Annotated in this window: 26 protein-coding genes; 10 read left to right on the forward strand and 16 right to left on the reverse strand. The window is 67.9% G+C overall.

Translation table 11 applies throughout. The features are described from left to right. Positions 1–74: 74 nt before the first annotated feature. The 10 genes from AB0F41_RS07965 to hrcA all read right to left on the reverse strand — a co-directional run bounded on the left by AB0F41_RS07965 (position 75) and on the right by hrcA (position 8,280). Positions 75–260: a hypothetical protein gene (locus AB0F41_RS07965; protein WP_357422029.1), complete on the reverse strand. Its 186-nt coding sequence runs from the start codon at positions 258–260 to the stop codon at positions 75–77. After that, on the reverse strand, positions 257–487 hold the full coding sequence (locus tag AB0F41_RS07970; RefSeq protein ID WP_357422030.1) for an NUDIX domain-containing protein: 231 nt from the start codon (positions 485–487) through the stop codon (positions 257–259). Before AB0F41_RS07970 ends, AB0F41_RS07965 begins: the two co-directional genes overlap by 4 nt. After that, positions 445–1,359 (reverse strand): GTPase Era, encoded by a 915-nt coding sequence (era, locus tag AB0F41_RS07975; RefSeq protein ID WP_357422031.1) that lies wholly within the window; start codon positions 1,357–1,359, stop codon positions 445–447. The genes AB0F41_RS07970 and era overlap by 43 nt, the downstream gene beginning before the upstream one ends. Beyond that, on the reverse strand, positions 1,352–1,702 hold the full coding sequence (locus AB0F41_RS07980; protein ID WP_357422032.1) for a cytidine deaminase: 351 nt from the start codon (positions 1,700–1,702) through the stop codon (positions 1,352–1,354). Before AB0F41_RS07980 ends, era begins: the two co-directional genes overlap by 8 nt. Continuing rightward, entirely contained in the window at positions 1,695–3,026 is a 1,332-nt protein-coding gene (locus AB0F41_RS07985) for a hemolysin family protein (RefSeq protein ID WP_357422033.1), read from the reverse strand. The genes AB0F41_RS07980 and AB0F41_RS07985 overlap by 8 nt, the downstream gene beginning before the upstream one ends. After that, positions 3,023–3,592 (reverse strand): rRNA maturation RNase YbeY, encoded by a 570-nt coding sequence (ybeY, locus tag AB0F41_RS07990; protein ID WP_357422034.1) that lies wholly within the window; start codon positions 3,590–3,592, stop codon positions 3,023–3,025. The genes AB0F41_RS07985 and ybeY overlap by 4 nt, the downstream gene beginning before the upstream one ends. Before the next feature lie 114 nt (positions 3,593–3,706). Beyond that, the gene (locus AB0F41_RS07995) at positions 3,707–4,789 is read right to left on the reverse strand and encodes a PhoH family protein (RefSeq protein ID WP_357422060.1); all 1,083 of its coding nucleotides are present in this window, start codon (positions 4,787–4,789) and stop codon (positions 3,707–3,709) included. Between the two features lie 301 nt (positions 4,790–5,090). Further along, positions 5,091–5,831 (reverse strand): 16S rRNA (uracil(1498)-N(3))-methyltransferase, encoded by a 741-nt coding sequence (locus AB0F41_RS08000; protein WP_357422035.1) that lies wholly within the window; start codon positions 5,829–5,831, stop codon positions 5,091–5,093. Between the two features lie 4 nt (positions 5,832–5,835). Continuing rightward, on the reverse strand, positions 5,836–6,993 hold the full coding sequence (gene dnaJ / locus AB0F41_RS08005) for a molecular chaperone DnaJ (protein WP_357422036.1): 1,158 nt from the start codon (positions 6,991–6,993) through the stop codon (positions 5,836–5,838). A 255-nt stretch (positions 6,994–7,248) separates the two neighbouring features. Next, on the reverse strand, positions 7,249–8,280 hold the full coding sequence (hrcA, locus tag AB0F41_RS08010) for a heat-inducible transcriptional repressor HrcA (protein ID WP_357422037.1): 1,032 nt from the start codon (positions 8,278–8,280) through the stop codon (positions 7,249–7,251). Positions 8,281–8,468: 188 nt separating this feature from the next. Here hrcA and AB0F41_RS08015 point away from each other — a divergent pair, with 188 nt between their 5' ends. The 4 genes from AB0F41_RS08015 (at position 8,469) to AB0F41_RS08030 (ending at position 11,053) form a co-directional block, all read left to right on the forward strand. Then, positions 8,469–9,089 carry a YbaB/EbfC family nucleoid-associated protein gene (locus AB0F41_RS08015; RefSeq protein WP_357422038.1) on the forward strand — a complete coding sequence of 207 codons (621 nt, stop codon included), beginning with the start codon at positions 8,469–8,471 and terminating at the stop codon, positions 9,087–9,089. Between the two features lie 7 nt (positions 9,090–9,096). Further along, on the forward strand, positions 9,097–9,441 hold the full coding sequence (locus tag AB0F41_RS08020) for a type VII secretion target (protein WP_357422039.1): 345 nt from the start codon (positions 9,097–9,099) through the stop codon (positions 9,439–9,441). Further along, positions 9,441–10,340 (forward strand): hypothetical protein, encoded by a 900-nt coding sequence (locus tag AB0F41_RS08025; RefSeq protein WP_357422040.1) that lies wholly within the window; start codon positions 9,441–9,443, stop codon positions 10,338–10,340. Before AB0F41_RS08020 ends, AB0F41_RS08025 begins: the two co-directional genes overlap by 1 nt. 248 nt (positions 10,341–10,588) lie before the next feature. Then, positions 10,589–11,053 (forward strand): hypothetical protein, encoded by a 465-nt coding sequence (locus AB0F41_RS08030; RefSeq protein WP_357422041.1) that lies wholly within the window; start codon positions 10,589–10,591, stop codon positions 11,051–11,053. 42 nt (positions 11,054–11,095) lie between these two features. On the opposite strand, the gene hemW is transcribed toward AB0F41_RS08030, so the two are convergent. Together hemW and AB0F41_RS08040 are read right to left on the reverse strand one after the other, a co-directional pair. Then, complete coding sequence (hemW, locus tag AB0F41_RS08035; protein WP_357422061.1) at positions 11,096–12,256, reverse strand: radical SAM family heme chaperone HemW; 1,161 nt, start codon at positions 12,254–12,256, stop codon at positions 11,096–11,098. A 69-nt stretch (positions 12,257–12,325) separates the two neighbouring features. Next, positions 12,326–12,754 carry an SgcJ/EcaC family oxidoreductase gene (locus tag AB0F41_RS08040; protein WP_357422042.1) on the reverse strand — a complete coding sequence of 143 codons (429 nt, stop codon included), beginning with the start codon at positions 12,752–12,754 and terminating at the stop codon, positions 12,326–12,328. 196 nt (positions 12,755–12,950) lie between these two features. On the opposite strand from AB0F41_RS08040, the gene AB0F41_RS08045 reads away from it, so the two are divergent. From AB0F41_RS08045 to AB0F41_RS08070, 6 genes are all read left to right on the forward strand, one after another. Continuing rightward, positions 12,951–13,043 carry an Ms4527A family Cys-rich leader peptide gene (locus tag AB0F41_RS08045; RefSeq protein ID WP_357422043.1) on the forward strand — a complete coding sequence of 31 codons (93 nt, stop codon included), beginning with the start codon at positions 12,951–12,953 and terminating at the stop codon, positions 13,041–13,043. Between the two features lie 132 nt (positions 13,044–13,175). Next, on the forward strand, positions 13,176–14,909 hold the full coding sequence (locus AB0F41_RS08050) for a nitrite/sulfite reductase (protein ID WP_357422044.1): 1,734 nt from the start codon (positions 13,176–13,178) through the stop codon (positions 14,907–14,909). A gap of 32 nt (positions 14,910–14,941) precedes the next feature. Continuing rightward, the gene (locus AB0F41_RS08055) at positions 14,942–15,670 is read left to right on the forward strand and encodes a phosphoadenylyl-sulfate reductase (RefSeq protein ID WP_357422045.1); all 729 of its coding nucleotides are present in this window, start codon (positions 14,942–14,944) and stop codon (positions 15,668–15,670) included. Then, a complete protein-coding gene (gene cysD / locus AB0F41_RS08060; protein WP_357422046.1) occupies positions 15,667–16,599 on the forward strand; it encodes a sulfate adenylyltransferase subunit CysD in 933 nt (310 codons plus the stop codon). The genes AB0F41_RS08055 and cysD overlap by 4 nt, the downstream gene beginning before the upstream one ends. Before the next feature lies 1 nt (position 16,600). Further along, positions 16,601–17,932: a GTP-binding protein gene (locus AB0F41_RS08065; protein ID WP_357422047.1), complete on the forward strand. Its 1,332-nt coding sequence runs from the start codon at positions 16,601–16,603 to the stop codon at positions 17,930–17,932. A gap of 23 nt (positions 17,933–17,955) precedes the next feature. Further along, positions 17,956–18,678 (forward strand): sirohydrochlorin chelatase, encoded by a 723-nt coding sequence (locus AB0F41_RS08070; RefSeq protein WP_357422048.1) that lies wholly within the window; start codon positions 17,956–17,958, stop codon positions 18,676–18,678. A 53-nt stretch (positions 18,679–18,731) separates the two neighbouring features. On the opposite strand, the gene AB0F41_RS08075 is transcribed toward AB0F41_RS08070, so the two are convergent. From AB0F41_RS08075 to AB0F41_RS08090, 4 genes are all read right to left on the reverse strand, one after another. Next, positions 18,732–19,529 (reverse strand): HAD family hydrolase, encoded by a 798-nt coding sequence (locus AB0F41_RS08075; protein WP_357422049.1) that lies wholly within the window; start codon positions 19,527–19,529, stop codon positions 18,732–18,734. A 163-nt stretch (positions 19,530–19,692) separates the two neighbouring features. Beyond that, positions 19,693–21,759 carry an Hsp70 family protein gene (locus tag AB0F41_RS08080; protein ID WP_357422050.1) on the reverse strand — a complete coding sequence of 689 codons (2,067 nt, stop codon included), beginning with the start codon at positions 21,757–21,759 and terminating at the stop codon, positions 19,693–19,695. A 410-nt stretch (positions 21,760–22,169) separates the two neighbouring features. Continuing rightward, entirely contained in the window at positions 22,170–23,759 is a 1,590-nt protein-coding gene (locus AB0F41_RS08085; RefSeq protein WP_357422051.1) for an FAD-dependent oxidoreductase, read from the reverse strand. 18 nt (positions 23,760–23,777) lie between these two features. Next, positions 23,778–24,791: a diiron oxygenase gene (locus AB0F41_RS08090; protein ID WP_357422052.1), complete on the reverse strand. Its 1,014-nt coding sequence runs from the start codon at positions 24,789–24,791 to the stop codon at positions 23,778–23,780. Between the last annotated feature and the right edge of the window lie 611 nt (positions 24,792–25,402).

The following is a 25,402-nucleotide window of genomic DNA, read 5'->3' on the forward strand; positions in this document are numbered from 1 at the left end:
ATTCGGGTACGGGCCGAAGCATATCGGTCTGGTCCAACGTCCGCCAGTCGAGTAAGCCAAACCTCAGCTAACACTCAGTGTCCGAATCGGGACTCGCGCACCGGCCGCGCGCTGCCGCGCAACTTCGTGAGAAACCGGCCGAGATGCGGGTCGAACAGTGCGGGGTCGGCCGCGCCGATCTCGTCGACGCTCCACCACCGGCCACCACAGAACTCGGTGGGGTCGAGTGTGAAGGCGGTACCGCGATCGACGGTGATCACGTACCAGAGGCCGACGTCCTCGTGGCCGCCGTGGGCCCCGATCGTGGTGGTGATCGCGGCGCGGAAACCGGGGTGAGGTCGACAGTGATACCGAGTTCTTCCGCGACTTCTCGGCACGCGGTGCGGGCCGGATGCTCATCGGGCTCGACGTGCCCACCCGGCGGCAACCAGAGACCGGCCTTGATCAGAATCCGAGCTTGCCCAGCTGTTTGGGGTCGCGCTGCCAATCCTTGGCGACTTTGACGTGCAGATTCAGATAGATACGAGTACCGAGGATGTGCTCGATCTGCTTGCGCGCGTTCGTCCCGACCTCCTTCAGCCGGGCGCCGCCCTTGCCGATGATGATGGCCTTCTGGCTCGGCCGCTCCACATACAGCAGCGCGTGCACATCGAGCATGTCCTCGCGCTCCTCGTAGGGCAGGATCTCCTCGATCACCACCGCGAGCGAATGCGGCAGTTCGTCACGGACCCCCTCCAGGGCCGCTTCCCGGATGAGCTCGGCCATCAGGGTTTCCTCGGGCTCGTCGGTGAGCTCGCCGTCGGGGTAGAAAGCAGGACCGGGCGGCATCTGCGAGGCGACCACATCCACCAGCACCTCGATCTGCTCACCCTTGGTCGCCGAGACCGGCACCACGTCTGTCTCCGGACCGAGCAGCTCCGACACCGCGAGCAGCTGGCGGGCGATCTGCTCCTTACCCACCTTGTCGATCTTGGTGACCACACCGAGAAGGGTGGTCTTCGGTGCCATCTGCCGGATCTGCTGCACGATCCAGCGATCGCCCGGGCCGATCTTCTCGTCGGCCGGGATGCACAGCGCGATCACATCCACCTCGGAATACGTATCGCGGACGAGATCGTTGAGCCGCTGCCCGAGCAGCGTCCGGGGCCGGTGCAACCCGGGGGTGTCCACCAGGATCAGCTGCGTGTGCTCGCGGTGCACGATGCCGCGGATGGTGTGCCGGGTGGTCTGCGGGCGCGAACTGGTGATCGCGATCTTCGCACCCACCAGCGCGTTGGTCAGCGTCGACTTACCGGTATTCGGCCTGCCGACGAAACAGACGAAACCGGAGCGGAACTCGGCCCCACCGGCCTCAGGCATCGCTGGCCTCGTAACCCTCGGCGATATCGAAGACGGTACCGGCGGCGTCGGCGAAGATGATGCGGGCGCCGGCCGAGACCTCCCGCACCGCGGCGACCCCGGCGTCGGCGAATTTCCCGCCGATCACCACGGCCGCTTCGAAACCCTCGGCGCCGCTGGAGATCGCCGCCGCCACCGCCGACTGCAGGGCGGTCAGCCGCAGCGCCTGCAACCCGACCTCCCCGGCAGCGTAGGTGCGGCCGTCGATGTCACGGATCGCGGCACCCCCCGAACCGCCGGTACGACCCAGCGCCCCCCGGGCCAGCACCACCAGCTTGTTGTCCTCGGCATCCAGTTCACTCATCGCCTGCTCCCTCGTCGTGTCGGGCGGACGGGCGATCCCGTTCCGATCCCGGATCGGTTTCCGAACTCTGCTCCGCTGCCCGGCCCACCACCACGGTGTGCACCCGGACCCGTCCACGGGCGTCCGCGCCGCCCTCACCACGTAGTTCCAGACCGTGCGCGACGACCTCGGCGCCCGGAAGCGGAACCCGGCCCAGTTCATGCGCGAGCAGGCCGCCGACGGTGTCGACCTCCTCCTCGTCGATCGGCAATCCGTACAACTCACCCAGGTCGGCGATCGGCAGACGCGCCGAAACCCGGTATCGGCCGGTCTCGATCTCCTCGATCGGCGGGGTCTCGTCGGTGTCGTATTCGTCGGCGATCTCACCGACGATCTCCTCGAGCACATCCTCGATGGTGACCAGTCCCGCGATACCGCCGTATTCGTCCACCAGCAGTGCCATATGGTTGCGGCGGCGCTGCATCTCGTCGAGCAGATCGTCGAGTGGTTTGGAATCGGGCATGAACATCGCGTCGCGTTTCACCTCACGCACCCGGACACTGCGACCGCGATCGGCGTAGGGCACCAGATCCTTCAGATACACCACACCCAGGATGTCGTCGACGTTCTCCCCGATCACCGGTATCCGGGAATGCCCGCTGCGCACCGCCAGCGACATCGCCTGCGCCACGGATTTGTCGTCCTCGATCCAGACCATCTCGGTGCGGGGCACCATCACCGCGCGCGCGATGGTGTCGCCCAGTTCGAACACCGACTGGATCATGCGGCGCTCGTCGTCGGCGACCACGCCGCGCTCGCGCGCCATATCCACCACTTCGCGCAACTCGATCTCCGAAGCGAACGGGCCGTTGCGGAAACCCTTACCGGGGGTGATCGCGTTACCGAGCAGGATCAGCAGCCGGCTCACCGGTCCCAGCAAGGCACCGATGAACTGCAGCGGCAATCCCGCGGCCAGCGCGATCGAATACGCGTGCTGGCGGCCCAGCGTACGGGGCCCGACGCCGATCACCACATACGACACCAGCACCATTGCCACCGCCGTCACCAGCAGTGCCCACCCGCTGTCCAGAAAGCTGCTCAACGCGGCGGCCAGCAGTACGGTCGCGGTGATCTCGCACAGGATGCGCAACAGCACCATGAGGTTCACATAGCGGGGCCGGTCGTCGACGATCCGGCTCAACCGCACCGCACCGGCGCGTTCGCTGCGCGCCATATCGTCGAGCCGGGCCGGGGACAGGGTGTTCAGCGCCGAATCCACCGCGGCGAACACCCCGCCGACCGCGGCCAGCAACGCCGCGAACAGCAGCAGGGTCATCTCGTTCACGCGTGCGCGTCACCCGGCCACGAACGCCCCTCGTCCGGCGCCGCGAAACCCGTTTTGCCCAGCAGTCGGGCATCGCGGGCGGCGAGTTCGGCGCGGCGCGCTGCGTCACGCAGTTCCTCGTACCACTGTTCTAGCAGCCGGCCCTGGAGCTCGAACATCTCCTTCTCCTCGGCCGGTTCGGCATGGTCGTAGCCGAGCAGATGCAGAACACCGTGCACGGTCAGCAGAGCCAGTTCGTGGTCGAGGGAATGCCCGGCCTTGGCCGCCTGGTCCAGGGCGAACTCCGGGCAGAGCACGATATCGCCGAGCATCGAGGGCCCCGGTTCGGGACTGTCGGGACGACCTCCCGGTTCGAGTTCGTCCATCGGGAACGACATGACGTCGGTGGGCCCGGGCAGGTCCATCCAGCGCATGTGCAGATCGGCCATGGTGTCGAGATCCACCAGCACCATGGACAGTTCGGCAGCCGGGTGTACGTCCATCCGGCCGATCACGAACCGGGCGACGCCCACCAGGTCTTCCTCGGGGACTTCCATCCCCGACTCGTTGGCGATCTCGATACTCACCTGGTCAGCCTAAAGGGTGCGGCCGACTCGAGCCCATCCGACGTGCACGTACGGTCTGGTGCACGCCGGAGACGCTCTGCCCGGCCTCCCGCACCGAGCTACCGCGCGTGACCGCTACCGGCGCGCCGTGCGACCGGCCGCCCGCCGTTGCGCCCGGTTCCCCGACATATGTGGTGGGCCGACCGGCGGGCGCGTTTCCGACTCGAATTTCTCGTAGGCATCGACGATCTCCGACACCAGCCGGTGCCGCACCACATCACTGCTGGTGAGCTGCGCGAAATGGATATCCTCGATATCGGTGAGAATCTCGCTGGCCGCGCGGAGGCCCGAACGCGAGCCGTGCGGCAGATCCACCTGGGTGACGTCGCCCGTGACCACGATCTTCGACCCGAACCCGAGCCTGGTCAGGAACATCTTCATCTGTTCGGCGGTGGTGTTCTGCGCCTCGTCCAGAATGATGAACGAATCGTTCAGCGTCCGCCCACGCATATATGCCAGGGGCGCGACCTCGATAACTCCCGCCGCCATCAGCTTGGGGATGGCCTCGGGGTCCATCATGTCGTGCAGCGCGTCGTAGAGGGGGCGCAGATACGGGTCGATCTTCTCGTTGAGAGTGCCCGGCAGGAAGCCGAGCCGCTCCCCGGCCTCCACGGCGGGACGGGTGAGGATGATCCGGTTCACCTGTTTGGTCTGCAACGCCTGCACGGCCTTGGCCATGGCCAGATACGTCTTACCGGTACCGGCCGGGCCGATCCCGAATACGACCGTGTTCTCGTCGATCGCGTCGACGTAGCGTTTCTGGTTGAGAGTTTTGGGGCGGATCGTTTTCCCGCGCCGCGACAGGATGTCGAGGCTGAGGACCTCGGCCGGAGATTCGGTGGTGCCCTCGGTGAGCATGGATACGGTGTGGCGTACCGCTTCGGGCGTGATGACCCGGTTGCGGCCGGTCAGCGCGACCAGCTGCTCGATCACCCGTTCGGCCAGCGCCACATCGCCCGCGCGTCCGGTCAGGGTGACCAGATTGCCGCGTACGTGCACATCGGCGGTGAGCAACTCTTCCAGTTCGCGGAGATTCTCGTCGGCCGATCCGAGGAAGGGGAATACCGATTCGGGGGCGAGTTCGATACTCGAGCGGACGGTGCGAGCCGCGGGCTCCGAAGCACCGTTCCCGGCCGGGGAGGGATTCTGATCGCCGATATCGCCTTGTGATCGCACGTAGTCGCTATGGCCTGCTTTCCGGTCTCGGAGCTGCGGTGATGCACGCTGATGAAGCTGGGCGCGAATTCTGTCGCTGCCCAGAGTCTAGCTCTCGGCCCCGACACGTCCCAGTGGAATATCTCCTGTCCACAGCGCCACGCAACGGTACGACCGGGGATTCACCGGGTGTTCACCTCATGTGATCGGCGCACTTGCGCACCGCGCGGTCAGCGCACGAGATCACGGCGCGGTCAGCGCACGAGATCACGGCGCGGTCCGCGCACATCGGCGGCCCGTGCATTCACCATCGCCGGGTCAGCGCTCCGAGCGCCCCGAGCGCCACCGCAGCCGCAGTCGACGTCCGCAGCACGGTGGGTCCCAGCCGGACCACCTCGGCTCCGGATCCGGCCAGCGCCGTCAGCTCGGCATCGTCGAGCCCGCCCTCCGGACCCACGATCAGCATGGCGGCCGGAGCCGAACCCCAGGGCAGTCCGGTGAACGCGGCAGTGCCCGACTCGTGCAGTGCGGCGACCACCGCACCCTGGGCTTTCGCGGCCCGCACGGCGTCGGCCACCTCCGGTGTGCGGTGCAGGGCGGTGACCTCCGGAATATAGGCCCGCCGCGACTGCCGGGCCGCGGCACGCGCCGCCGCCCGCCATTTCGCCACGCCCTTATCCGCTTTGGTCTCCCAGTTCGATACGCAGCGCGCCGCCTGCCACGGCACGATCAGATCCGCACCGGCCTCGGTCATCAACTCCACCGCCAGCTCCGAACGCTCGGATTTCGGCAGTGCCTGGACCACCGTGACCGCCGGATACGCCGGTTCGGCGCGCTGACGATCGTGCACCAGCAGTTCGAGACGGTCCTTCTGCGCGGCGACGACCTCCGTGCGCGCCAGCACCCCCCGCCCGTCGGACAATGTGACGGCTTCGCCCGCCCGGATCCGCCGCACCGTCGCGGCGTGGCGGCCCTCCGGCCCGTCCAGCAGCGCGACGGCACCGGGCTCCGGAACCTCGTCCAGATAGAAGACCGTGGCGGCCATCGCCTCAGCGTCCGCTGAACGACGCCCGCAACCGGGCGAACAGGCCGCTGTTGTGTTCCGACTGCGCCGACATCACCTCGGCCTTGTCCTTGACCCGCATCCCCTTGTATTTACGCAGCAGGTCGGTCTGCTTACCGTCTAATTTGGTCGGGATGACGATATCCAGATGTGCCATGAGGTCGCCGCGGGCGCTGGAGCGCAGCCGGGGCATACCGTGACCGCGCAGCACCGAGATCTCCCCGGGCTGGGTTCCCGGCGAAATACTCAACTCGGTCGGCCCGTCCATGATCGTGTCGATCACCACGGTGGTGCCGAGCGCGGCGTCCACCATCGGCACCCGGACCGTGCAGTGCAGATCGTCACCGTCGCGCACGAAAACATCGTGCGGCTGCTCCACGATCTCCACGTACAGGTCACCGGCGTGACCACCGCCCGGGCCGACCTCGCCCTGCGCGGCCAGACGCACCCGCATACCGTTGGCCACCCCCGCCGGGATGGGTGCGGCGATCTCGCGGCGGGCGCGGACCCGCCCGTCACCACCGCACTTATGGCAGGGATCGGGGATGGTCTCACCCGCACCGCGGCAGGTCGGGCAGGGCCGGGAGGTCAGCACCTGGCCGAGGAAGGAACGCTGGACCGACTGGACCTCACCGGCACCACCGCAGGTCTCGCAGCGCACCGGTTTGGAGTTTCCGTTGGTACCCGCGCCCTGACAGAGATCACAGAGGATCGCGGTATCCACGGTGAGGTGTTTGGTGACGCCGACCGCGCATTCGGCCAGGCTCAACCGGGTACGCACCAGCGAATCGGCGCCCGGCTGCACCCGCCCGCGGGGTTTGCGGGCGCCACCACCGGCACCGCCGCTCATCCCGCCGAAAAATGCCTCGAACACATCACCGAGACCACCGAACCCGGCGCCACTGAATCCGCCCGCGCCGCCGCCGGCCTCCAGCGGATCGCCGCCCATATCGACGATGCGCCGCTTCTCCGGATCCGACAGCACCTCGTAGGCCGCGGAGACCTCTTTGAACTTCGCCTGCGCCGCCTCGTCCGGATTCACATCGGGATGCAGTTCGCGAGCCAGCTTGCGGTACGCGCGTTTGAGCTCTTGATCGGAGGCGTCTTGGCCGACACCTAGCATTCCGTAGTAGTCCCGTGCCACTTGAGTCTCTTAGTCCTTGGTCGCTGTCCACGGCTCCGGCTCGCTCGTCCGGCCGCGTGGCTCGTGATGGGTGTAGCCGCCCGCTGGTGAGCTTAGTCGGGTCGACTCAACTTTATCCGGTCGAAGAGTTGAGTCTACTGGCGCGTCTCCGGCGCGCGGGGGCGCGGGCCCCTCGGGTCCGTGTTTTCAGGCCTCGGGACTCGCGGCTACGCCGCCTCGTGTCGAGGCCCGGAACACGGGACGACCCCGCAACCTTCAGCGTTCGGCGAGGACTTCGCCGATGTAGCGGGCCACGGCGGCCACCGAGGCGATGGTTCCCGGGTAGTCCATCCGGGTAGGGCCCAGGACGCCCATACCGCCGAGGACGGCGCCGGCGGCGCCGTAGCCGGTGGTGACGACGGAGGTGCCGCGCATCTCCTCGACCTGGGTCTCCTCCCCGATCCGTACCGTGACGGTGCCGGGCTGCTGGGCGGCGGCGAGCAATTTGAGCACCACGACCTGCTCTTCCAGGGCTTCCAGGACGGTACGCAGCGAACCGGGCATACCGAAGTCGCCGGCGTTGCGGGTGAGGTTCGCGGTGCCGCCGAGGACGAGACGTTCCTCGGGGTGTTCAACCAGGGTTTCGACCAGGACGGTCGAGACCTTGATCAAAACGTCGCGCAGTTTCGGCGGTGCCTGTTCGGGGAGTTCGGCGACGGCGGCCGAGGCGGTGGCGAGGCGTTTCCCGTCCATGGCGCCGCCCAGCATGCCGCGCAGCGCGGCCAGATCCTCGTCGTCGACCACGGTGCCGAGGTCCACGAGGCGCTGGTCCACGCGGCCCGTATCGGTGATCACCACGAGCAGCAGCCGGGCGGGGTTCAGCGCCACCACTTCCAGGTGACGCACCGTCGACGCCGATACCGTCGGATACTGCACCACCGCGACCTGCCGGGTGAGCTGGGCAAGCAGGCGGACGCCGCGGCGCAGTACATCGTCGAGGTCGACGCCGGACTCCAGGAACTGCATGATCGCCCTGCGTTCGGCCGGCGACAGCGGTTTCACCTCGGCGATCCGGTCCACGAACTGGCGATAGCCCTTATCGGTGGGGATGCGCCCGGAACTGGTGTGCGGCTGAGCGATATAACCCTCGGCCTCCAGCACCGCCATATCGTTGCGGACGGTCGCGCTGGAAACGCCCAGATTGTGGCGTTCGACCAGGGTCTTCGAACCGATGGGCTCCTTGGTGGAGACATAGTCCGCGACAATCGCCCGTAGGACCTCGAAGCGCCGATCCTCGGTGCTCGACATCGACCCACCTCCTAGCCTTACCGCGCGTCGATGTGGCCGTCCGGCGCCCGTGTTCTCGCGAACCCGGCTCACGTACCGCCGGGTTCGCCACCCAGTGTAGTGGCGCCCGCTCGTTCACTCGGTTCTGCCGTGGCGCACATGATAGCGTCGCCGACGCAAGATCGAAAAGCTATCGAGGGGGATTCCGGATGGTGGACGAGCCGTCTCGCTCTGCGCCCGACCTCGCCCGCTGGGCCGAGGAGATGCAGCGCAAGACCGAGCGATTCCAGACGCTGCAGGCGCGAATGACGAACCTGACCGCGACCACTGTCTCGAACGACAGAAGTGTCACCGTGGTCGTCGACGCCAACGGCGTACCGGCGGATATCCGTTTCACCGACGGTATTCGCCGTAAGAGCCCGGCCGCGCTGTCGGCCGAGGTGATGCAGTGCCTGTACCGCGCCCGGCAGACGCTGACCGCCGATGTCACCGCGACCATCCGGGAAGTGGTCGGCGACGACCCGATCGGCGCGAACATCATCAAACAGTACGAGGAGCGCCTCGCCGCGCCGGATACCGCCGCGCCCGCATTCCAGCCGGCCGTCGCGCCCCCGGCGCCCGCCCCCATCTGGTCGCAGCCATCCGCCCCGCAACCACCCACGGGGTCGCGGCCGCCCGCACCGCAACCGGCTCCGCCGCAGCCGCCCGCTCACCCGGAGCCCGGCTCACCCCCGCGGCCCCCCGAGCCGCTGCCCGGACGCTCGTCGCTGATCCCGGACGTGGAAGACGAAGAGGGCGAGTACTACCGACGCGCCTCGTGGCTGGTGTGAGGCGGCGATGAGCGATCCGGTTCCCGTGCAGGTGGATCCCGAAGCCCTGCGCACCCACGCCACCTCGGTGCAGCAGCTCACCTCGCGACTCGCGACCGTGCTGCAGGCGGCGAACTACATCAATTCCGCCGACGACGGGTACGGAGTGATACCCAAACCCCTCGTCTCCTGGCTGCTGGCGGACAGTCACGGCGCGACCGTCGAGGCCATCCGCAAACTCGACGACACCGTGGGCGCAGTGCCCGGGAAGCTGGCCGCCGACGCCGATTCCTTCGCCGGCGCGGACGGCGCGCTGGCGAAGGCGCTGGAGGGGATGCAGACAACAGTGGATGGAGCGACAGGGGGCTTGTAATGGCAAATCAGGTGGGCGATTGGCTCAACGAGACACTGCCCGGATTCGGCGACGAGGCCGCGCCCGAGGGCAATCCCCTCATCGCCGAGGGTACGAACTTCCGCGAACAGTACTTCCAGGAGACGGTTTTCACCTTCTCCAACATCGGGTTCGAGGGTGAAGAAGGGCCCTGGGGAGTGCTGGAGGGCACCCTGGCCTATGACGCGTGGAAAGTCGTCTCGGACTTCAACAAACAGGACTACATGTCGAGCGTTTTCGGCGCGATCGATGCCGGCGTCACCATCGGCGCCGCGTGGATCGACCCGTTCGGTTTCGTCGGCACCCAGATAGCGGGCTGGATGCTCGACCACTGCGAGTACCTGCGGCGGACTTTCGATGCCCTGGCGGGCAATCCCGAAATGGTCGAGGCATACGCGCAGACCTGGACGAAGATCGCCGAAGAACTGACCGCGATCGGCGGTGACTGGCAGACGGCGATCGACCGGGACATCGCCGCCTGGTCCGGCGAGACGGCCAATGCCTACCGTACTTATGCGGCCACATCGATCGACCACGTCAAGGCGGCCGGGGGCGCCGCCGCCACCCTGGCCACGATGACCGAGAAGGCGGCGAAGATCGTCGACGCCGTCCGCACCCTGGTACACGACATACTGGTGGCGCTGGCCGGGGCGCTGATCGGCTGGACCATCGAACTGGGTCTCTCGCTCGGCACCGCGGCCCCTGTCGTGGCGGTCGCGGCGGCCGGGCGGATCACCGCGGAGTCGATCCGGGTCGCGACCCTCGTGACGAAACTCGGTATGGCCCTGAAGGATATGGCGCCGTTCCGGGACGCCGCCCTCGCTATCCTCGACACCCTCACCGCCCCCGAAGAGACTCCGGCCGCGCCGGCACCCGCCTGACCGCGCGACGCTCCCGGCGCGGCGGCCCGATCCATCGGACGAGCCGTACGCCGGGCGATCGCCCCGCTCCGACGACTGGATTCAGGAACACAATGCACTCAGGTCACCCGAATCGGGCCGCTGCGGCCGGACCTCCCCCGGTACGTCCCGTAACCCCGGGCCAACCGTATCGGGGCACCGTACTGCCCGCCGATTTCATCCTGCCCTACGACACGACTCCGGATTCGCCTATGCCGCACTATATTCCGGTGCCGGGTTCGACCGGAATAGTCGTGCGGGCGCTGTACTTCCCCTGGTTGTTCCCGCCGCATATCCATCGGTGGATGGCGAAACCGAGTGTGGTGATCAACGGCGAGAAGGTCCCGGATATCGGGTGGGGGACGACACACGTGCCGGTCCCACCGGGTGTACATCATGTACGGATGGGGACGATCCCGCACTGGCTGGTCGGCTTCAAGCTCGTTCCGATTCTCCTGCCGGGCATTCCTTTCGGTTTCGCGGACGCGATGGTTCCGGTCGCGCCCGAACACAGCACGACCATCTGTTACCAGGCGCCGCTGAACCAGGTTCCGGCCGGGGCGCTCGGTCCCGAGCCGCGTGAACGATTCCCGGGATGGCGGTACTACCGGGTAACGGCGCCGATACTCGCCGTGTTCGGGCTGTTCTTGGCCGTGATGCTGATTCTCTCCATCGTGAAGATGGCAACCGGCTGATCGCCGGGCGGTCTCGCGACAGGAGCCGCTCGCGATCGGGACTCAGCCGACGAGATCCCGGACGACCCCGTCCGCCAGCAGGCGCCCGCGATCGGTGAGGATCAGCCGCCCACCCGCGATCGTCACCAGCCCGTCGGCCGAAACGCGGTGCGCCGCCGCGCGCCCGGCGGCGTCGAGGTCGGTCAGCGGGAGGCCGCCGCGCAGGCGCAGGGCGAGCATGATGCGCTCGAGGTAGCGGTCGTCGCGGGTGAGAGCTTCCCAACCGGCGGCGGGGAGGCCCCCATCCGCGACGCGATCGGCGTAGCGGGCCGGATGTTTCACATTCCACCAGCGCACCCCGCCGAGGTGGCTGTGTGCCCCCGGGCCCGCGCCGAGCCAGTCGCCGCCGTCCCAGTAACCGAGGTTGTGCCGGCAGCGGGCGTCGTCACCCGCGGCCCAGTTCGACACCTCGTACCAGGTGAGCCCGGCGGCCGCGAGCCGCGCGTCGATCCGTTCGTAGCGGGCGGCGAGCACATCTTCGTCGGGGGCGGGCAGTTCGCCGCGGCGCACCCGGCGGGCCAGCGCGGTGCCGTCCTCGACGATGAGGGAATAGGCCGAGACGTGGTCGACGCCCGCCTCCAGTACCGCGTCCAGGCTGGCGTCCAGGTCGCCGTCGCGTTCGCCGGGGGTGCCGTAGATCAGGTCGAGGTTCACATGGTCGAATCCGGCGGCGCGCGCCTCCCGGGCGGCGGCCACGGCCCGGCCCGGGGTGTGGGTGCGGTCCAGAACGGCCAGGACGTGCTGCGCGGCCGATTGCATGCCCAGGGAGACGCGTGTGAAACCGGCGTCCCGGATCCGTTCGAAGAACGCCGGCGCGGTCGATTCGGGATTCGATTCGGTGGTGATCTCGACGTCCGGGGCGAGGGTGAACTCCGCCCGGATCGCGTCGAGCACTCCGGCCAGTCCGTCGCCGCCGAGCAGGGACGGGGTTCCGCCGCCCACGAAAACCGTCGCCACCTCGGGCGTCGCGCTCGGCAATGCGTCGAACTCGCGGGCCGCGGTCGCCAGTTCACCGCGCAGCGCCTCGGCCCACGACCCGGTGGAGGCGGAGGTGCCCAGCTCACCGGCGGTGTAGGTGTTGAAATCGCAGTATCCGCAGCGGGTCGCGCAGAACGGCACATGGATATAGATGCCGAACGGGCCGGCACCGAAATCGCGCAGCACCGGAGCGGAGGCGTCGGTGGGCGATGCGGTGGCGGGGAGGTTCACCCCTCCAGTGTGACCGCGTCCGGCTCAGCCCTCGACGACCGGGGTGTTCTGGTTCGCGGTGAGCATCCAGCGGCCGTCCTCTCGGGTCATGACATACATGGGTGTGCCCTCGCTCTCCAGATCACCGGTGGTGGTGGAGTAGCGCTGCCGCACCTTGACGGCGGCCACATCGGGTCGCAGGAAGAGGATGTGTTCGACCTCATAGGTGGCATGGCCGTGCGCGGTCGCGCCGGGCAGCACCCGTGCGGTGAACTCGGCGATGGCTGCCTGTCCGTAGAGACGTTTGCCGTGCCCCGTGGTCCAGATCGCGTCGGCGCGGAAGAGCCCGGCGAATCCGGCGACGTCCTCGTCGGCCTGGGCGCGCGCCACCGCGGCGATCACCGCGTGGATGGCGGCGGTCTCGGCTTCGATATCGGCGGGGCGGTGGCCGGTATGCGTGGTTTCGATCGTCATGACCCCGAGCCTGCAACCTCGACCGAAGTTCAGGTCAACCGCGGAGGTCACGGCGATCCGCCCCGGGAGCCGTTGCGCGCGTAAATATGACGGCCGTCACAAATAGAACGGTAGAACCAGGGAATTTTCCGCTTGTTCGCGGGAAATACTGGTAGGGCGGTCGGAACGCAGCCTCCGGCATGGCACAATGGGTCGCATGCGCACATCCGGAGTACGACTTGTGGCACGTCGCCACGTCGACTTCAAGCGCGTCTGCAGCGCCTGTTGTCTGCCCGGCTCCGCCCGGTAGCTCAGCTGCGCCTCTTCCCGGATTCCCGGCGATATTCCGATTCGAGGATTTCGGCCCGCTGACCACCGCGGGCGCGAGTCAGCCCCTCGCGCCCTCAGCACGGATCAAGCCCAACCCAGCAGGAGCGACTTCATGACGTCGAGCACCGACGCCACCACCCCCGCGAAGGCCGAGGCCCCCGCCGCACGCCCCACGCGCGCTCGCACCGGTAAGCCGGTGCGCCGCCGCGCCGAGGGCCAGTGGGCGCTCGGTTACCGCGAACCGCTCAACCCGAACGAACAGTCCAAGAAGGACGACAACCCGCTCAACGTCCGCAGCCGGATCGAGAACATCTATGCCCGCAACGGCTTCGACAGTATCGACAAGGGCGATCTGCGCGGCCGTTTCCGCTGGTGGGGTCTCTACACCCAGCGCGAAGAAGGCTACGACGGCACCTGGACCGGCGACGAGAACATCGACCTCCTCGAGGCGAAGTACTTCATGATGCGGGTGCGCTGCGACGGCGGCGCACTGAATGTCGCGCAGTTGCGCACGCTCGGCGGTATCTCCACCGAGTTCGCCCGCGATACCGCCGACCTGTCCGACCGCGAGAACGTCCAGTACCACTGGATCGAGATCGAGAACGTTCCCGAGATCTGGAAACGGCTCGAGGGCGTCGGCCTGCAGACCACCGAGGCCTGCGGCGACTGCCCGCGTGTGGTGCTCGGTTCCCCGCTGGCCGGGGAATCGTTCGACGAGATCCTCGACCCCACGCCCGCGATCGACGAGATCGTGCGCCGCTATATCGGCAAACCGGAGTACTCCAACCTGCCGCGTAAGTTCAAAACCGCGATCTCGGGCCAGCAGGACGTGGTGCACGAGATCAACGATGTCGCGTTCATCGGCGTGAACCATCCCGAGCACGGCCCCGGCCTGGACCTGTGGGTGGGCGGCGGACTGTCCACCAACCCGATGCTGGCCCAGCGGGTCGGCGCGTGGGTACCGCTGGACGAGGTGCCGGAGGTCTGGGAGGCGGTGGTCTCTCTGTTCCGTGACTACGGGTACCGCCGGCTGCGCACCAAGGCGCGGCTGAAGTTCCTGGTCAAGGACTGGGGTATCGAGAAGTTCCGCCAGGTCCTCGAGGACGAGTACCTGAAGCGCAAGCTGATCGACGGCCCGGCACCGGAGCGGCCCAGCCGCCCCATCGACCATGTCGGCGTGCAGAAACTGCGCAACGGACTGAACGCGGTCGGCTTCTCCCCCATCGCGGGCCGGGTCTCGGGCAGCATCCTCACCCAGGTCTCCGATGCCGCGGAACGCGCCGGCTCGGACCGGATCCGGTTCACCCCGTACCAGAAGCTCATCGTGCTCGACGTCGCCGACGACAAGGTCGAGCAGCTCATCGCGGACCTGGAACCGCTGGGGTTGCAGGCGCGGCCCTCGGTATGGCGGCGCAACCTGCTGGCCTGCAGCGGGATCGAATTCTGCAAACTGTCCTTCGTCGAGACCCGCAAACGCTCCCAGGTTTTGGCGCCGGAGCTGGAGCAGCGGCTGGCCGATATCAACGCCGAGCTCGATGTGCCGATCACCATCAACATCAACGGCTGCCCCAACTCCTGCGGCCGGTCGCAGATCGCCGATATCGGCTTCAAGGGGCAGCTGGTGGACGACGGTGACGGGAATCAGGTCGAGGGCTTCCAGGTTCATCTGGGTGGCAGCCTCGGCCTCGACAGCGCTTTCGGGCGCAAACTGCGCCAGCACAAGGTGACCAGCGCCGAACTCGGTGACTACATCGAGCGCGTGGTCCGCAATTTCGTCAAACACCGCGAAGGCGGGGAACGGTTCGCGCAGTGGGCCGTTCGCGCCGAGGAAGCCGATCTGCGATGAAACCCGCGAGCGTGGTGACGGGAGAACCCACTGTGACAACCGAGCAGAAACAGCTGCCCACCAAACTGAGCACCGAGGAACTGAAGGCGCTGGCCGAGCGCGGCGCCGCCGAACTGGGTCCGGACGCCTCGACCGAGGAACTGCTGCGCTGGACCGACGAGAACTTCGGCTCCGGCTATATCGTCGCGTCGAATATGCAGGACGGGGTGCTGGTACAGCTGGCCGCCCAGGTCCGGCCCGGCGTGGACGTGCTGTTCCTCGATACCGGCTACCACTTCGCCGAGACCATCGGTACCCGTGACGCCGTCGAGGCGGTGTACGGGGTGAATGTGGTGAACGTGCGCCCCGAGCAGACCGTCGACGAGCAGGACGCATTGCTGGGTAAGGACCTGTTCGCCCGCGACGCCGGTGAATGCTGCCGCCTGCGCAAGGTGGTACCGCTGCGCAATTCGCTCGCGCCCTACAACGCGTGGGTCACCGGGATCCGCCGCGTGGAGGCCCCCACCCGCGCCAACGCTCCGCTCATCTCCTTCGACGAGGGTTTCGGGCTGGTGAAGATCAACCCGATCGCGCCCTGGTCCGACGACGAGATGCAGGACTACATCGAAAAGCACGGGATTCTCGTCAATCCCCTGGTGGAGGAAGGGTATCCGTCCATCGGCTGCGCTCCGTGCACACGGAAGCCGGAGCCGGGATCCGATCCGCGAAGCGGCCGCTGGGCCGGCCTCGCCAAGACCGAATGCGGGTTACACGCGTCATGACAAAAGCCATCACCACCGAACGCTCCATCGGACTCTCGGATTTCGACACCCTGGCCGCGCTGGAATCGGAAGCCATCCATATCTTCCGCGAGGTCGCGGGCGAGTTCGAACGCCCGGTGATCCTGTTCTCCGGTGGTAAGGACTCCACCGTTCTGCTGCATCTGGCGCTGAAGGCCTTCTGGCCGGCACCGCTGCCGTTCGCGCTGCTGCACGTGGATACCGGGCACAACCTGCCCGAGGTGCTGGAATTCCGCGACCATGTGGTGGAGAAGTACGGTCTGCGGCTGCATGTGGCGAGCGTGGAGGACTATCTCACCGACGGCCGCCTCACCGAGCGTCCCGACGGTATCCGCAACCCGCTGCAGACCGTGCCGCTGCTGGACGCCATCAGCGAGAACCGGTTCGATGCCGTGTTCGGCGGCGGCCGCCGCGACGAGGAACGCTCCCGCGCCAAGGAGCGGATCTTCTCGCTGCGCAACGCCTTCGGCCAGTGGGATCCGAAGCGGCAACGGCCCGAGCTGTGGAATCTGTACAACGGGCGGCACGCGCCGGGCGAGCATGTGCGGGTGTTCCCGCTGTCCAACTGGACCGAACTCGATATCTGGCGCTACATCGCCCGCGAGGACGTCGAACTGGCCACCATCTACTACGCCCACCAGCGCCCGGTGTACCAGCGCGACGGGATGTGGATGACCCCGGGTAGCTGGGGCGGGCCGCGCGACGGCGAGGTCCTGGAGACCCTTTCGGTGCGGTACCGCACCGTCGGCGACGGTTCCACCACCGGTGCCATCCTGTCCGATGCCGCGGACAACGAGGCCATCCTGGCCGAGGTCGCCGCTTCCCGGCTGACCGAACGCGGCGCGACCCGTGGCGACGACCGGGTCTCCGAAGCTGCCATGGAAGACCGTAAACGAGAGGGTTACTTCTGATATGTCCGACCTACTGAGGCTGGCCACCGCCGGTTCTGTCGACGACGGCAAGTCCACACTGGTCGGACGTCTGCTCTACGACACCAAATCCGTGCTCGCCGACCAGATCGACGCGGTGACCCGGGCGTCGGTGGACAAGGGTCTGTCCACCCCCGACCTGTCGCTGCTGGTGGACGGTCTGCGGGCCGAGCGCGAACAGGGCATCACCATCGATGTCGCCTACCGGTATTTCGCGACCCCGCAGCGGTCGTTCGTGCTGGCCGATACTCCGGGGCATGTGCAGTACACGCGCAACACCGTCTCCGGCGCCTCCACCGCGCAACTGGTGATCCTGCTGGTCGACGCCCGCAAAGGCGTGATCGAGCAGACCCGCCGCCATGCCGCGGTACTGGCACTGCTGGGGGTGCCGAAACTGGTGCTGGCAGTGAACAAGATCGACCTGGTCGGTCAGGACGAGCCCGGCGAACAAGCGCAACAGGCCGCGGCGGCCAAGGTCTTCGCGGAGATCTCCGCCGAGTTCTCGCAGCTCACCCGTACCCTCGGCTGGTCGGACGACGATGTGCTGGAGATCCCGGTCTCCGCGCTGCACGGCGACAATATCGCCACCCGGTCGGACAAGACCCCGTACTACAGCGGCCCGTCGCTGATCGAACATCTCGAATCGGTGCCGGTGGACGCGGACAATTCCGGCGAGCACGCCGTCGGCCTGCGATTCCCGGTGCAGTACGTGATCCGGCCCCGCACCCCCGAATACCCGGACTACCGCGGCTACGCGGGGCAGATCGCGGCCGGTTCGGTGGCACCCGGTGACGAGGTGGTGGTCCTGCCCTCGGGTATCCGCACCTCCGTGGAGCGGATCGACACCCCCGACGGGGAACTCGCGGTCGCCCAGGCGGGCCGCAGTGTCACGCTGATCCTGGCCGACGATGTGGACATCTCCCGCGGCGACACCATCGTCTCCCCCGGCGATGCCCCGGAACCTGTCGACACCTTCGACGCCACGGTCTGCTGGCTCGGCGACAAACCGCTGCACGCCGGTGCGCGGCTGCTGCTCAAACACGGCACCCGCACCACCCAGGCGATCGTCGGTGCCCTCACCGAACGCTTCGACGAGCAGCGGCTGGCCGCCGATCCGGCACCGGATTCCCTGGCGCTCAACGATATCGGCCGGATCTCGGTGCGGGTCGCCGAACCGATCGCCGCCGACGACTACCGCACCAACCGGCACACCGGCAGTTTCCTGCTGATCGATCCGGCGGGCGGGAACACCCTCGCGGCCGGTCTGGTCGGCGATGTGCTCACCGCGGTCGAGGTCGGATCCGAGGCTTCTTGATACCGCCGCCCACTCTGCTCGCGGTGGCCCACGGCAGCCGGGATCCCCGCTCGGCCGCCACGGTCACCGCGCTGCTGGAGCGGATCCGGGCCGCCCGCCCGGAGGTTCCCGCGCGGGTGGCCTTCCTCGACCTGAACGCGCCATCGGTCGGGCAGGCCCTCGACGCCGTCGCGGCGGCCGGGCAGACCCGCGCCGTGGTGGTGCCGCTGCTACTCGGCAGCGCGTTCCACGCGCGGGTGGATCTGCCCGCGCTGCTGGCCGAGTCGTCGGCCCGGCATCCGCGGCTGCGACCGGTTCAGGCGGATGTGCTCGGGGCCGATCCTCGGCTGATCGAGATACTGCACGATCGGGTACATACCGCCTGCGCCGAGAACGGCTGGGATCCCGGCACACGGCGAATCGGGATCGCGATGGCCGCGGTCGGGTCCTCCTCGGACGCGGCGAACCGCGCCACCGCCCGGGTGGCCCGGCGGCTCGCGGCCCGGACCGGCCTCCCCACCGAAATATGCTTCGCCACCACGGATCCCGCGCTGCCGCGGGCGGTAACCCGGCTGCGCGCCCGCGGCGCCGAACAGGTGCTGGTGGCGCCGTGGTTCCTCGCGCCGGGGCTGCTCACCGACCGGTTACGCGCTCAGGCGCCCGGCCTCCCGCACGCCGCGGTCCTGGGGCCGGACCCGATAACGGCCGATATCGTCTGGGACCGCTACGACGCCGCGCTCGCCCGGACGCTCGCCCTCTCCGCCTGAGCGCCCTGATCGCCGGCGGACGCCGAACCCGTCGCGAAGCCCGGATCCGGCGCTCAGAACCAGCGTTCCAGGACCGCCGCCACCCCATCCGCGGTCACATCGACGGTGACCTCGTCGACCACGTCGTGTAATTCGGCCGGCGCGTTCGCCATCGCGACCGAATGCCCGGCCCAGGCGAACATCTCCCGGTCGTTGAAACCGTCACCGATGGCGAGCGTGGCCGACCGGGGGATATCGAGCAGCCCGCGCAACCGCTCGAGTGCCCAGCCCTTGGAGATTCCGTGCCGGGAGATGGTCAGCCACGGCCCGAATTCGCCGTACACCCAACTGATATCCGGAATGGCCAGTTCATCGATCAGCCGCCGCATCTCGGCGGTGGATCCCTCGGGCCACCAGCAGTTCAGGCGCGGCGTCGGTTCGCTGCCGAGGGTGAGATCGTCGACCACCAGGTATTCGCCCCCGGGGTAGTACTCCCCCGGGCTGGCACCGGTGGCCCACACCCCGTGTCCCACCCGTTCCGCGGTGAAGATCATCTCCGGGAACAGTTCCCGGAGCGCGGTAACCGCGGGCGCGGGATCGAAATGATGCACCGCGACCGGATCGGCACGCTCGATATCGATATGTACGGCCCCGTTGGAACAGATGGCGTGCCCCCGGACCAGACCGAGTTCTTCCAGTACCGGCCGGGTGGTGACCATGGTCCGGCCGGTGCTCACCACGATATGCGTACCCGTCGCCACCGCCGCGCGCACCGCTGTCACCACCCGGTCGCTTACCGGCGTACCGGTTTTCAGCAGCGTGCCGTCCACATCCAGCGCGATCAGCCGCGGCGGGCCCCCGTCAACGTCCACGCAATCGATTGTGCCGCGCATATCCCGGGACAGCATCGGGTTTTCGGCGGAAAGCTGCACCGGGAGGTCTGGATTGCGGGCACAACCGGGAGAGGTCGGATCACTTCCGCACTGCGCGCCTGTCGATTCCGGCCGGAATTCCGCCGCCCGCGCGAGACCGGAATCAGTTGCGGGAACCGCCTTTCGACGATCCGCCGTCGCCGCCGCCCGACCGCGAACCACCCGAATCCGAGCCCCGCGCGCCGGATTTCGAGCCGCCGGAAGAGTCACCGCCGGAGGAGCTACCGCCATGGGAAGAGTCACCACCACCGGACGAATCGCCACCGGAAGAATCGGCCCCGCCGACACTGCTCCCACCTGTCGAATCGGTGCCGCCGGAGGTACTTCCACCAGACGAATCGCCACCCGAGTCACCTCCGGAGTGACCCGAATCGCCACCGTGCCCGGACGACGAGTCCGAACCACCGGACGACGAGGAACCACCGGAGGTGGAATCACCACCACCGGAGCCGGAGTCACCGTCGCCCCCACCCGGCGAACCACCCTGGTCGACTGCTCCCGGACCCGCGCCGTCGCCGGATTCGGATCCCGCCCCGTTCTCGGATTCGGAACCCGTATCGCCCGTCCCCGGGCCGGACCACCCGCCCTGATCACCGGACCAGCCGCCGCCGGACCAATGACCGCCATCGGACCAGCTACCGGGACCGGGAATCTGCGGTATTCCGCCACCCGCGGGCCCGCCGTCCTCCGGCGACCCGCCACCGGGACCCGGCCCCGATCCTGCATCCTGCGGGCCTTCCGGTTCCGTACCGGGCGGATCGCCGGGGCCGGGCGCGCTGCCGGATCCCTCGTCCCGATCCCGGCCCGGCGTACCCGTTCCGGACCGTTCCGAGGGCAGCGGATGGTCGAATCGGGCCGGATCGTCGCGGCGCGCCGCGGGCAGCTCGTGACCGTCGCGGGCCGAGTTGTGCGTCCCGGACCCCGCCCCGGCGGGCCGGTCGGTCCGGAGGCGATCGGTGCGATCCGCGGACTCCGCTCCCGGCATCGCCGGCCCGTACGGGCGCGAGGTGGCCGCCGGGGCGACCAGTGCGGACGGGTCGAGCGGGGCGTAGGACACGGTCCAGCCGGTGCCGGAGCGCTCCACTCGCGCCTCCCCGTGGATCTCGTAGCGGACCGCGCCCGGGCTCTGCAGTGGAATCCGATCCTGGTCGAGCGGACCGGTATCGGCCGGGCTGTTGCCGAGGATCGTCGCCGCGGACATGGCCACGGCGGAGAACAGGGCCGCGCCGGAGAAGATCGGCGGATGCCCGACCCGCGGCGAGCCGGTTCCGGCCACGCTCTCCGCCGCCATCGCGGCCGCGCCGAGGGCCACGCACTGGCCGGAATCGGCGGCTATCGTCACCGGCAGGCCCAGTTCGGCGAGTGTCCCGGCGACCTGCGGTGGCCGGGCGGCACCGCCCACCACCAGCACCTGGGCGATATCGGAGAGAGAGACCCCGGCCGAACGCACCGCGCTCCGTACCACTTCGAGCGAATCGCGCACATGCTCGCGGCGCAGACCTTCGGGGTTGACGAACGACATGAGCGATACCGCGCCGGTCCCGGGTTCGGCCGGACCGATGGCGCGATCGCCGGCGCACCGGGCGATCAGCGCGCCCAGTGGGCGGCCGCCGAATTCGTAGGAGCGCACCGGCTTTCCGACCACGGGATGATCCGGCCAGTCCGGGCCGGTGCGCACCACGGATACATCGAGGCTGTTGCCGCCGAGGTCGTAGACCAGGACGAACCCGGTATCGAGTGGGCCCTGTTCGGTATCGAGCCAATGCGCGGCGGCCACCGGTTCCGGAACGAGCTGCACATGGCCCACGCCGGCGAGATCCAGGCTCTGGTGGAGCAGTTCGAGGTGTTTGCGCGAATAACCGGCCGGATAGGTGGCCACCACGCCGGTGGCCGGTTCGGCGGCGACCAGCCCCTGGACCACCGACGCGAAAATGGTTGCCGGCGACCAGATCCGGCCGTCCACGTACACCGATTCCGGATTGCGGCCGAGGTCCGCGAATTCGCTGACCGCCGTGGAGAACCGGGTGATTCCGCCGAGCCGCGCGGTGCCGCCGCTGTCGAAACCCACGGCCGTCCGCCGGGTTCTCACCGCGGGGCGGGAGTCCTGAGCACCGACTCGCGCCGAGACAACGTTCACCGTGCCGATGCTGATACCCAGCCCAGAAGTCATTTGCCATCCCGTCAACGCACCGAGACCACGTCCTTCGAAGAGCCATGGGCGCGGTCGTTTTCCAAACAGCGCCCACAGGTTAGCTGTATCGGTGCGGTGAAATCCAATAAATGACAAGGAAAGCCGATGTTACGGAACACATCCCCGATAGTGCCCCTGGAAACAAACCGGCAGTTCAGATCGCCGGATTCCGTTGATATGGCCGTGAACTGCGGAAATATGGTTCGGACAGGTGGACACCACCGTGTCCGCACCACCGTCCCCCCGTAAGCCCCACTGACAGTGGAATGCGCGGCAATCGGGGTATACCGGACAGTAACCGGTCAATATCCTATTTCGCGCAATTCGCTACGAGAAAAGAAAACCGCCCGCCCGGAACAATGCCGGGCGGGCGGAAGCGGAGTGGTTGCTCAGGCGCGGCTGAACAAGCGGCGCACGGGTTTTCCGGTGTTCGCCACCGCACCGCCGGCCCGCACCTGCGGCCGGCGCTGCCGCAGCAGCCGGTCGAACGCCGCGGCACTTCCCGCGGGTTCGTCGAGCCGGCCCGCGTTGAAATCGTCGGCGAGCTGCTGCACCGTTTCCTGGGAGCAGGACTTGTTGGTGCCGATGAATCCGGTGGGACCGCGTTTGATCCAGCCCGTCACATACGCGCCCGGGACAACGGCCCCGGCCGGTCCGTCCAGCACCCGGCCCGCACGGTTCGGAATGACACCGCGCTGCTCGTCGAACGGCAGCCCCGGCGTGGGCACGCCCCGGTAGCCGACCGAGGTGAGCACCAGTCCGGTCTCCAGGAGATCGAAATCGCCGGTACCGACGGCGCGCACCCGGCCGTCCTCGCCGGTCGTCGGCTCGGTCCGCTCCACCTCGATCCCGGTGACCCGGTCCGGGCCCAGGATGCGGGCCGGGGCGCTCTGGTATCGGAAGACGATGCGCTTACGCCGCCCGAACGGCCGGTCGGCCACCTGCCGGAGCAGTTTCATCTTCTGTTCCAGCTGGTAGGGCAGTGTGCCGGTGAGCACCGGCAGTTCCCCGTCGACGGCGATATCGACATCGGCCCCGAGCAGCCCGACGAACTCCGGGACGGTGAACGCGGATTCCGCCGGACCGCGGCGGCCCATCACCACGACCTCGCGCACCGCACTACGGCGCAATGCCTCGAGGGCGATCGGGGAGATATCGGTCCCGGCCAGCTCGTCGGGGTCGGTAGTGAGGATTCGCGCGACGTCCAGGGCGACATTGCCGTTGCCGACCACCACGACGCGGTCCTGCGAGAGATCGAACTCGTGGTCCAGATGGTCGGGATGACCGTTGTACCAGGCCACGAAATCCGTCGCGGACACATTGCCGGCCAGGCCCTCACCCGGAATCCCGAGCTTGCGATCCGAGGACGCGCCGACCGCGTAGACCACGGCGTGGTGATACGCGAGCAGCTCCTCGTGCGAGATGTGCTTACCCACTTCGACATCGAAATAGGATCCGAAACCCGGCTGGCGCGACATCACGTCGAACAGGCCGGACACCTGGCGGGTTTTCGTATGATCCGGCGCGACACCGTAACGGGCCAGCCCGTAGGGCACCGGCAAGCGGTCGAAAACCGTCACCCGGACGTCCGGCTGGGTGAGCAGCTCATCGGCGGCATACATCGCCGAGGGACCCGAACCGATGACAGCGACCCGCAGCGGACCGCGCCCGGACGTATGGATCGCCGCTGCCGGCACCGGCGGGGCCAGCAGCGGGCGGGGTCGCGACTGCCGGAAGAAATCGGCGTTGATCTCGATGAACGGCATCTGCTCGTCGGTCAGTTTCTTCGACGAGGTGATGGCGTCCACCGGGCAGGCCGAGGCGCACGCGCCGCAGTCCACGCAGGATGCCGGATCGACGTAGAGCATGTCCGCGGTCCGGAAATCGGGTTCGTCCGGGGTCGGATGGATGCAGTTGACCGGGCACGCGTAAACACAGGACGCGTCGCTACAGCACGACTGGGTGACGACGTAGGGCATCGACGTGGTACCGCCCGCTCAAGCCGCTTTGCCGGAGACGGCGCGCAGCGGCTCGGAACGGTAGCGGGTGGTGTGGCCGTCGATCCCCAGCGCCTTCCACACCCGCTTGGAGACGGGGTTGATCAGGCCGATCTCCTTGGCCAGGGCGCGCACATCACCGAAGTAGTCGCTGAAGGTCTGCTTGGCATCGTCGGAGCCGTGGAACACTTCCTTGCGCACACTCTTCGGGATATCGAATTCGTCGAAGAACGACTTGGGCGGGGTCACGATCGAGCGTCCCAGGATCCACATGACGATCGGCATGGCCACCGACAGCACGAACTTGTTGGCCCGCGGAACCTCGGGAACGTGCTTCTTGAGGAACTCGTGGGCGAAGGAGATGTGCCGGGCCTCTTCGGCCACATGAATCGCCATCACACCGCGCATGATGGGGTGCACTTCCTCGCCGGAGCGCAGCACATCCTTCTGGATGTGATCGATCGGTTCCTCACCGCCGAGCACCGCCATGAAGAACAGGTTCGGGAAGGCGACGGCGACGGGTACCGCGATATGGCGGATCTGCCGGACGAGCGGGCCCATACCGGGTACATCGGCGCCGATCCGGTTCACCATCTCCTGGAACATCAGGGTGTGGTTGTGCTCCTCGATCATCTCGTGGGAGCAGTAGCGGAACTCCGGGTCGCCGTTGGGGAGGCCGAAGATGTGCTGCATCATGCCGCTGATCAGGATTGCCTCGAACTGCAGCCCGACCTTGGCGACATTGGCCTGGCGGTACCTGCCGAGCGCGATCTTCTTGTCCTTCGGCAGCGCCTGATACCAGGGGTGACGGCCGAGGGTGTCGCCCGATACGGGCAGGATCCAGCGCTCGGGGCCGGCGTCGGCATCGAAGTCGGGGTTATCCCAGTCGATGTCCTCGAAGGGATCGAAATTACGGTTGACCGAGCCCTCCGACAGCAGCAACAGCTTTTCCGCGTACTCCTGGGCCTGGGCGACCAACTGCTCGTCGGACACCGTGGCGGCTGAAGACGTCATCGTCACTGCCTCTCGTCGATGATTCGGGCTTACCTGTATCCAATAGTTACAGCTACACCCCGGTACGTCAACTTTGTCGGCGCCGCCTTCGGCGTCGCGGGGTCGAGGCCCCCTGGTGTCCCGGGCGATAAGGATGCGGGTGAGCTGGATGACCTCCCCGTTTGTCCGGAGATCGCGTGCAGTGGGCGGGGCCGCCCACTTCTGGAGCAGCAGGAAGGAGGGAGTGGGTGCGCGCCCGACTCATGGCCCTCCAACCACACCGACAGCATCCGCGCAGGCGCCGTGCGGTTGCCCGTCCAGGGGTTGGGGCGGTTGAGCACTTACATGGTTGCGGAACCCTGCCTCAGGTGTTCGGGCGGGCTTGCTCGTGACGGTGGGGAGCTGATCTTGCCCGCCAAGGCGAGACAGGCGACCTCACCCACCAAGGTGAGGAGGTGACCTTGCCCGCCAAGGTGAGGAGGTGACCTTGCCCGCCAAGGTGAGGAGGTGACCTTGCTCGCCAAGGTGCTGTGTTTATTGGCGCGCTGGCGCGCGCGGGGTTCGGCCCTCTTGGCGTCTGCTGTCAGCCCTCGAGACTCGTGGCTTCGCCACATGCGCTTCGAGGGCTGACA

Origin of the sequence: Nocardia sp. NPDC024068 (assembly GCF_040638875.1) — a bacterium.
GTDB lineage: Bacteria > Actinomycetota > Actinomycetes > Mycobacteriales > Mycobacteriaceae > Nocardia.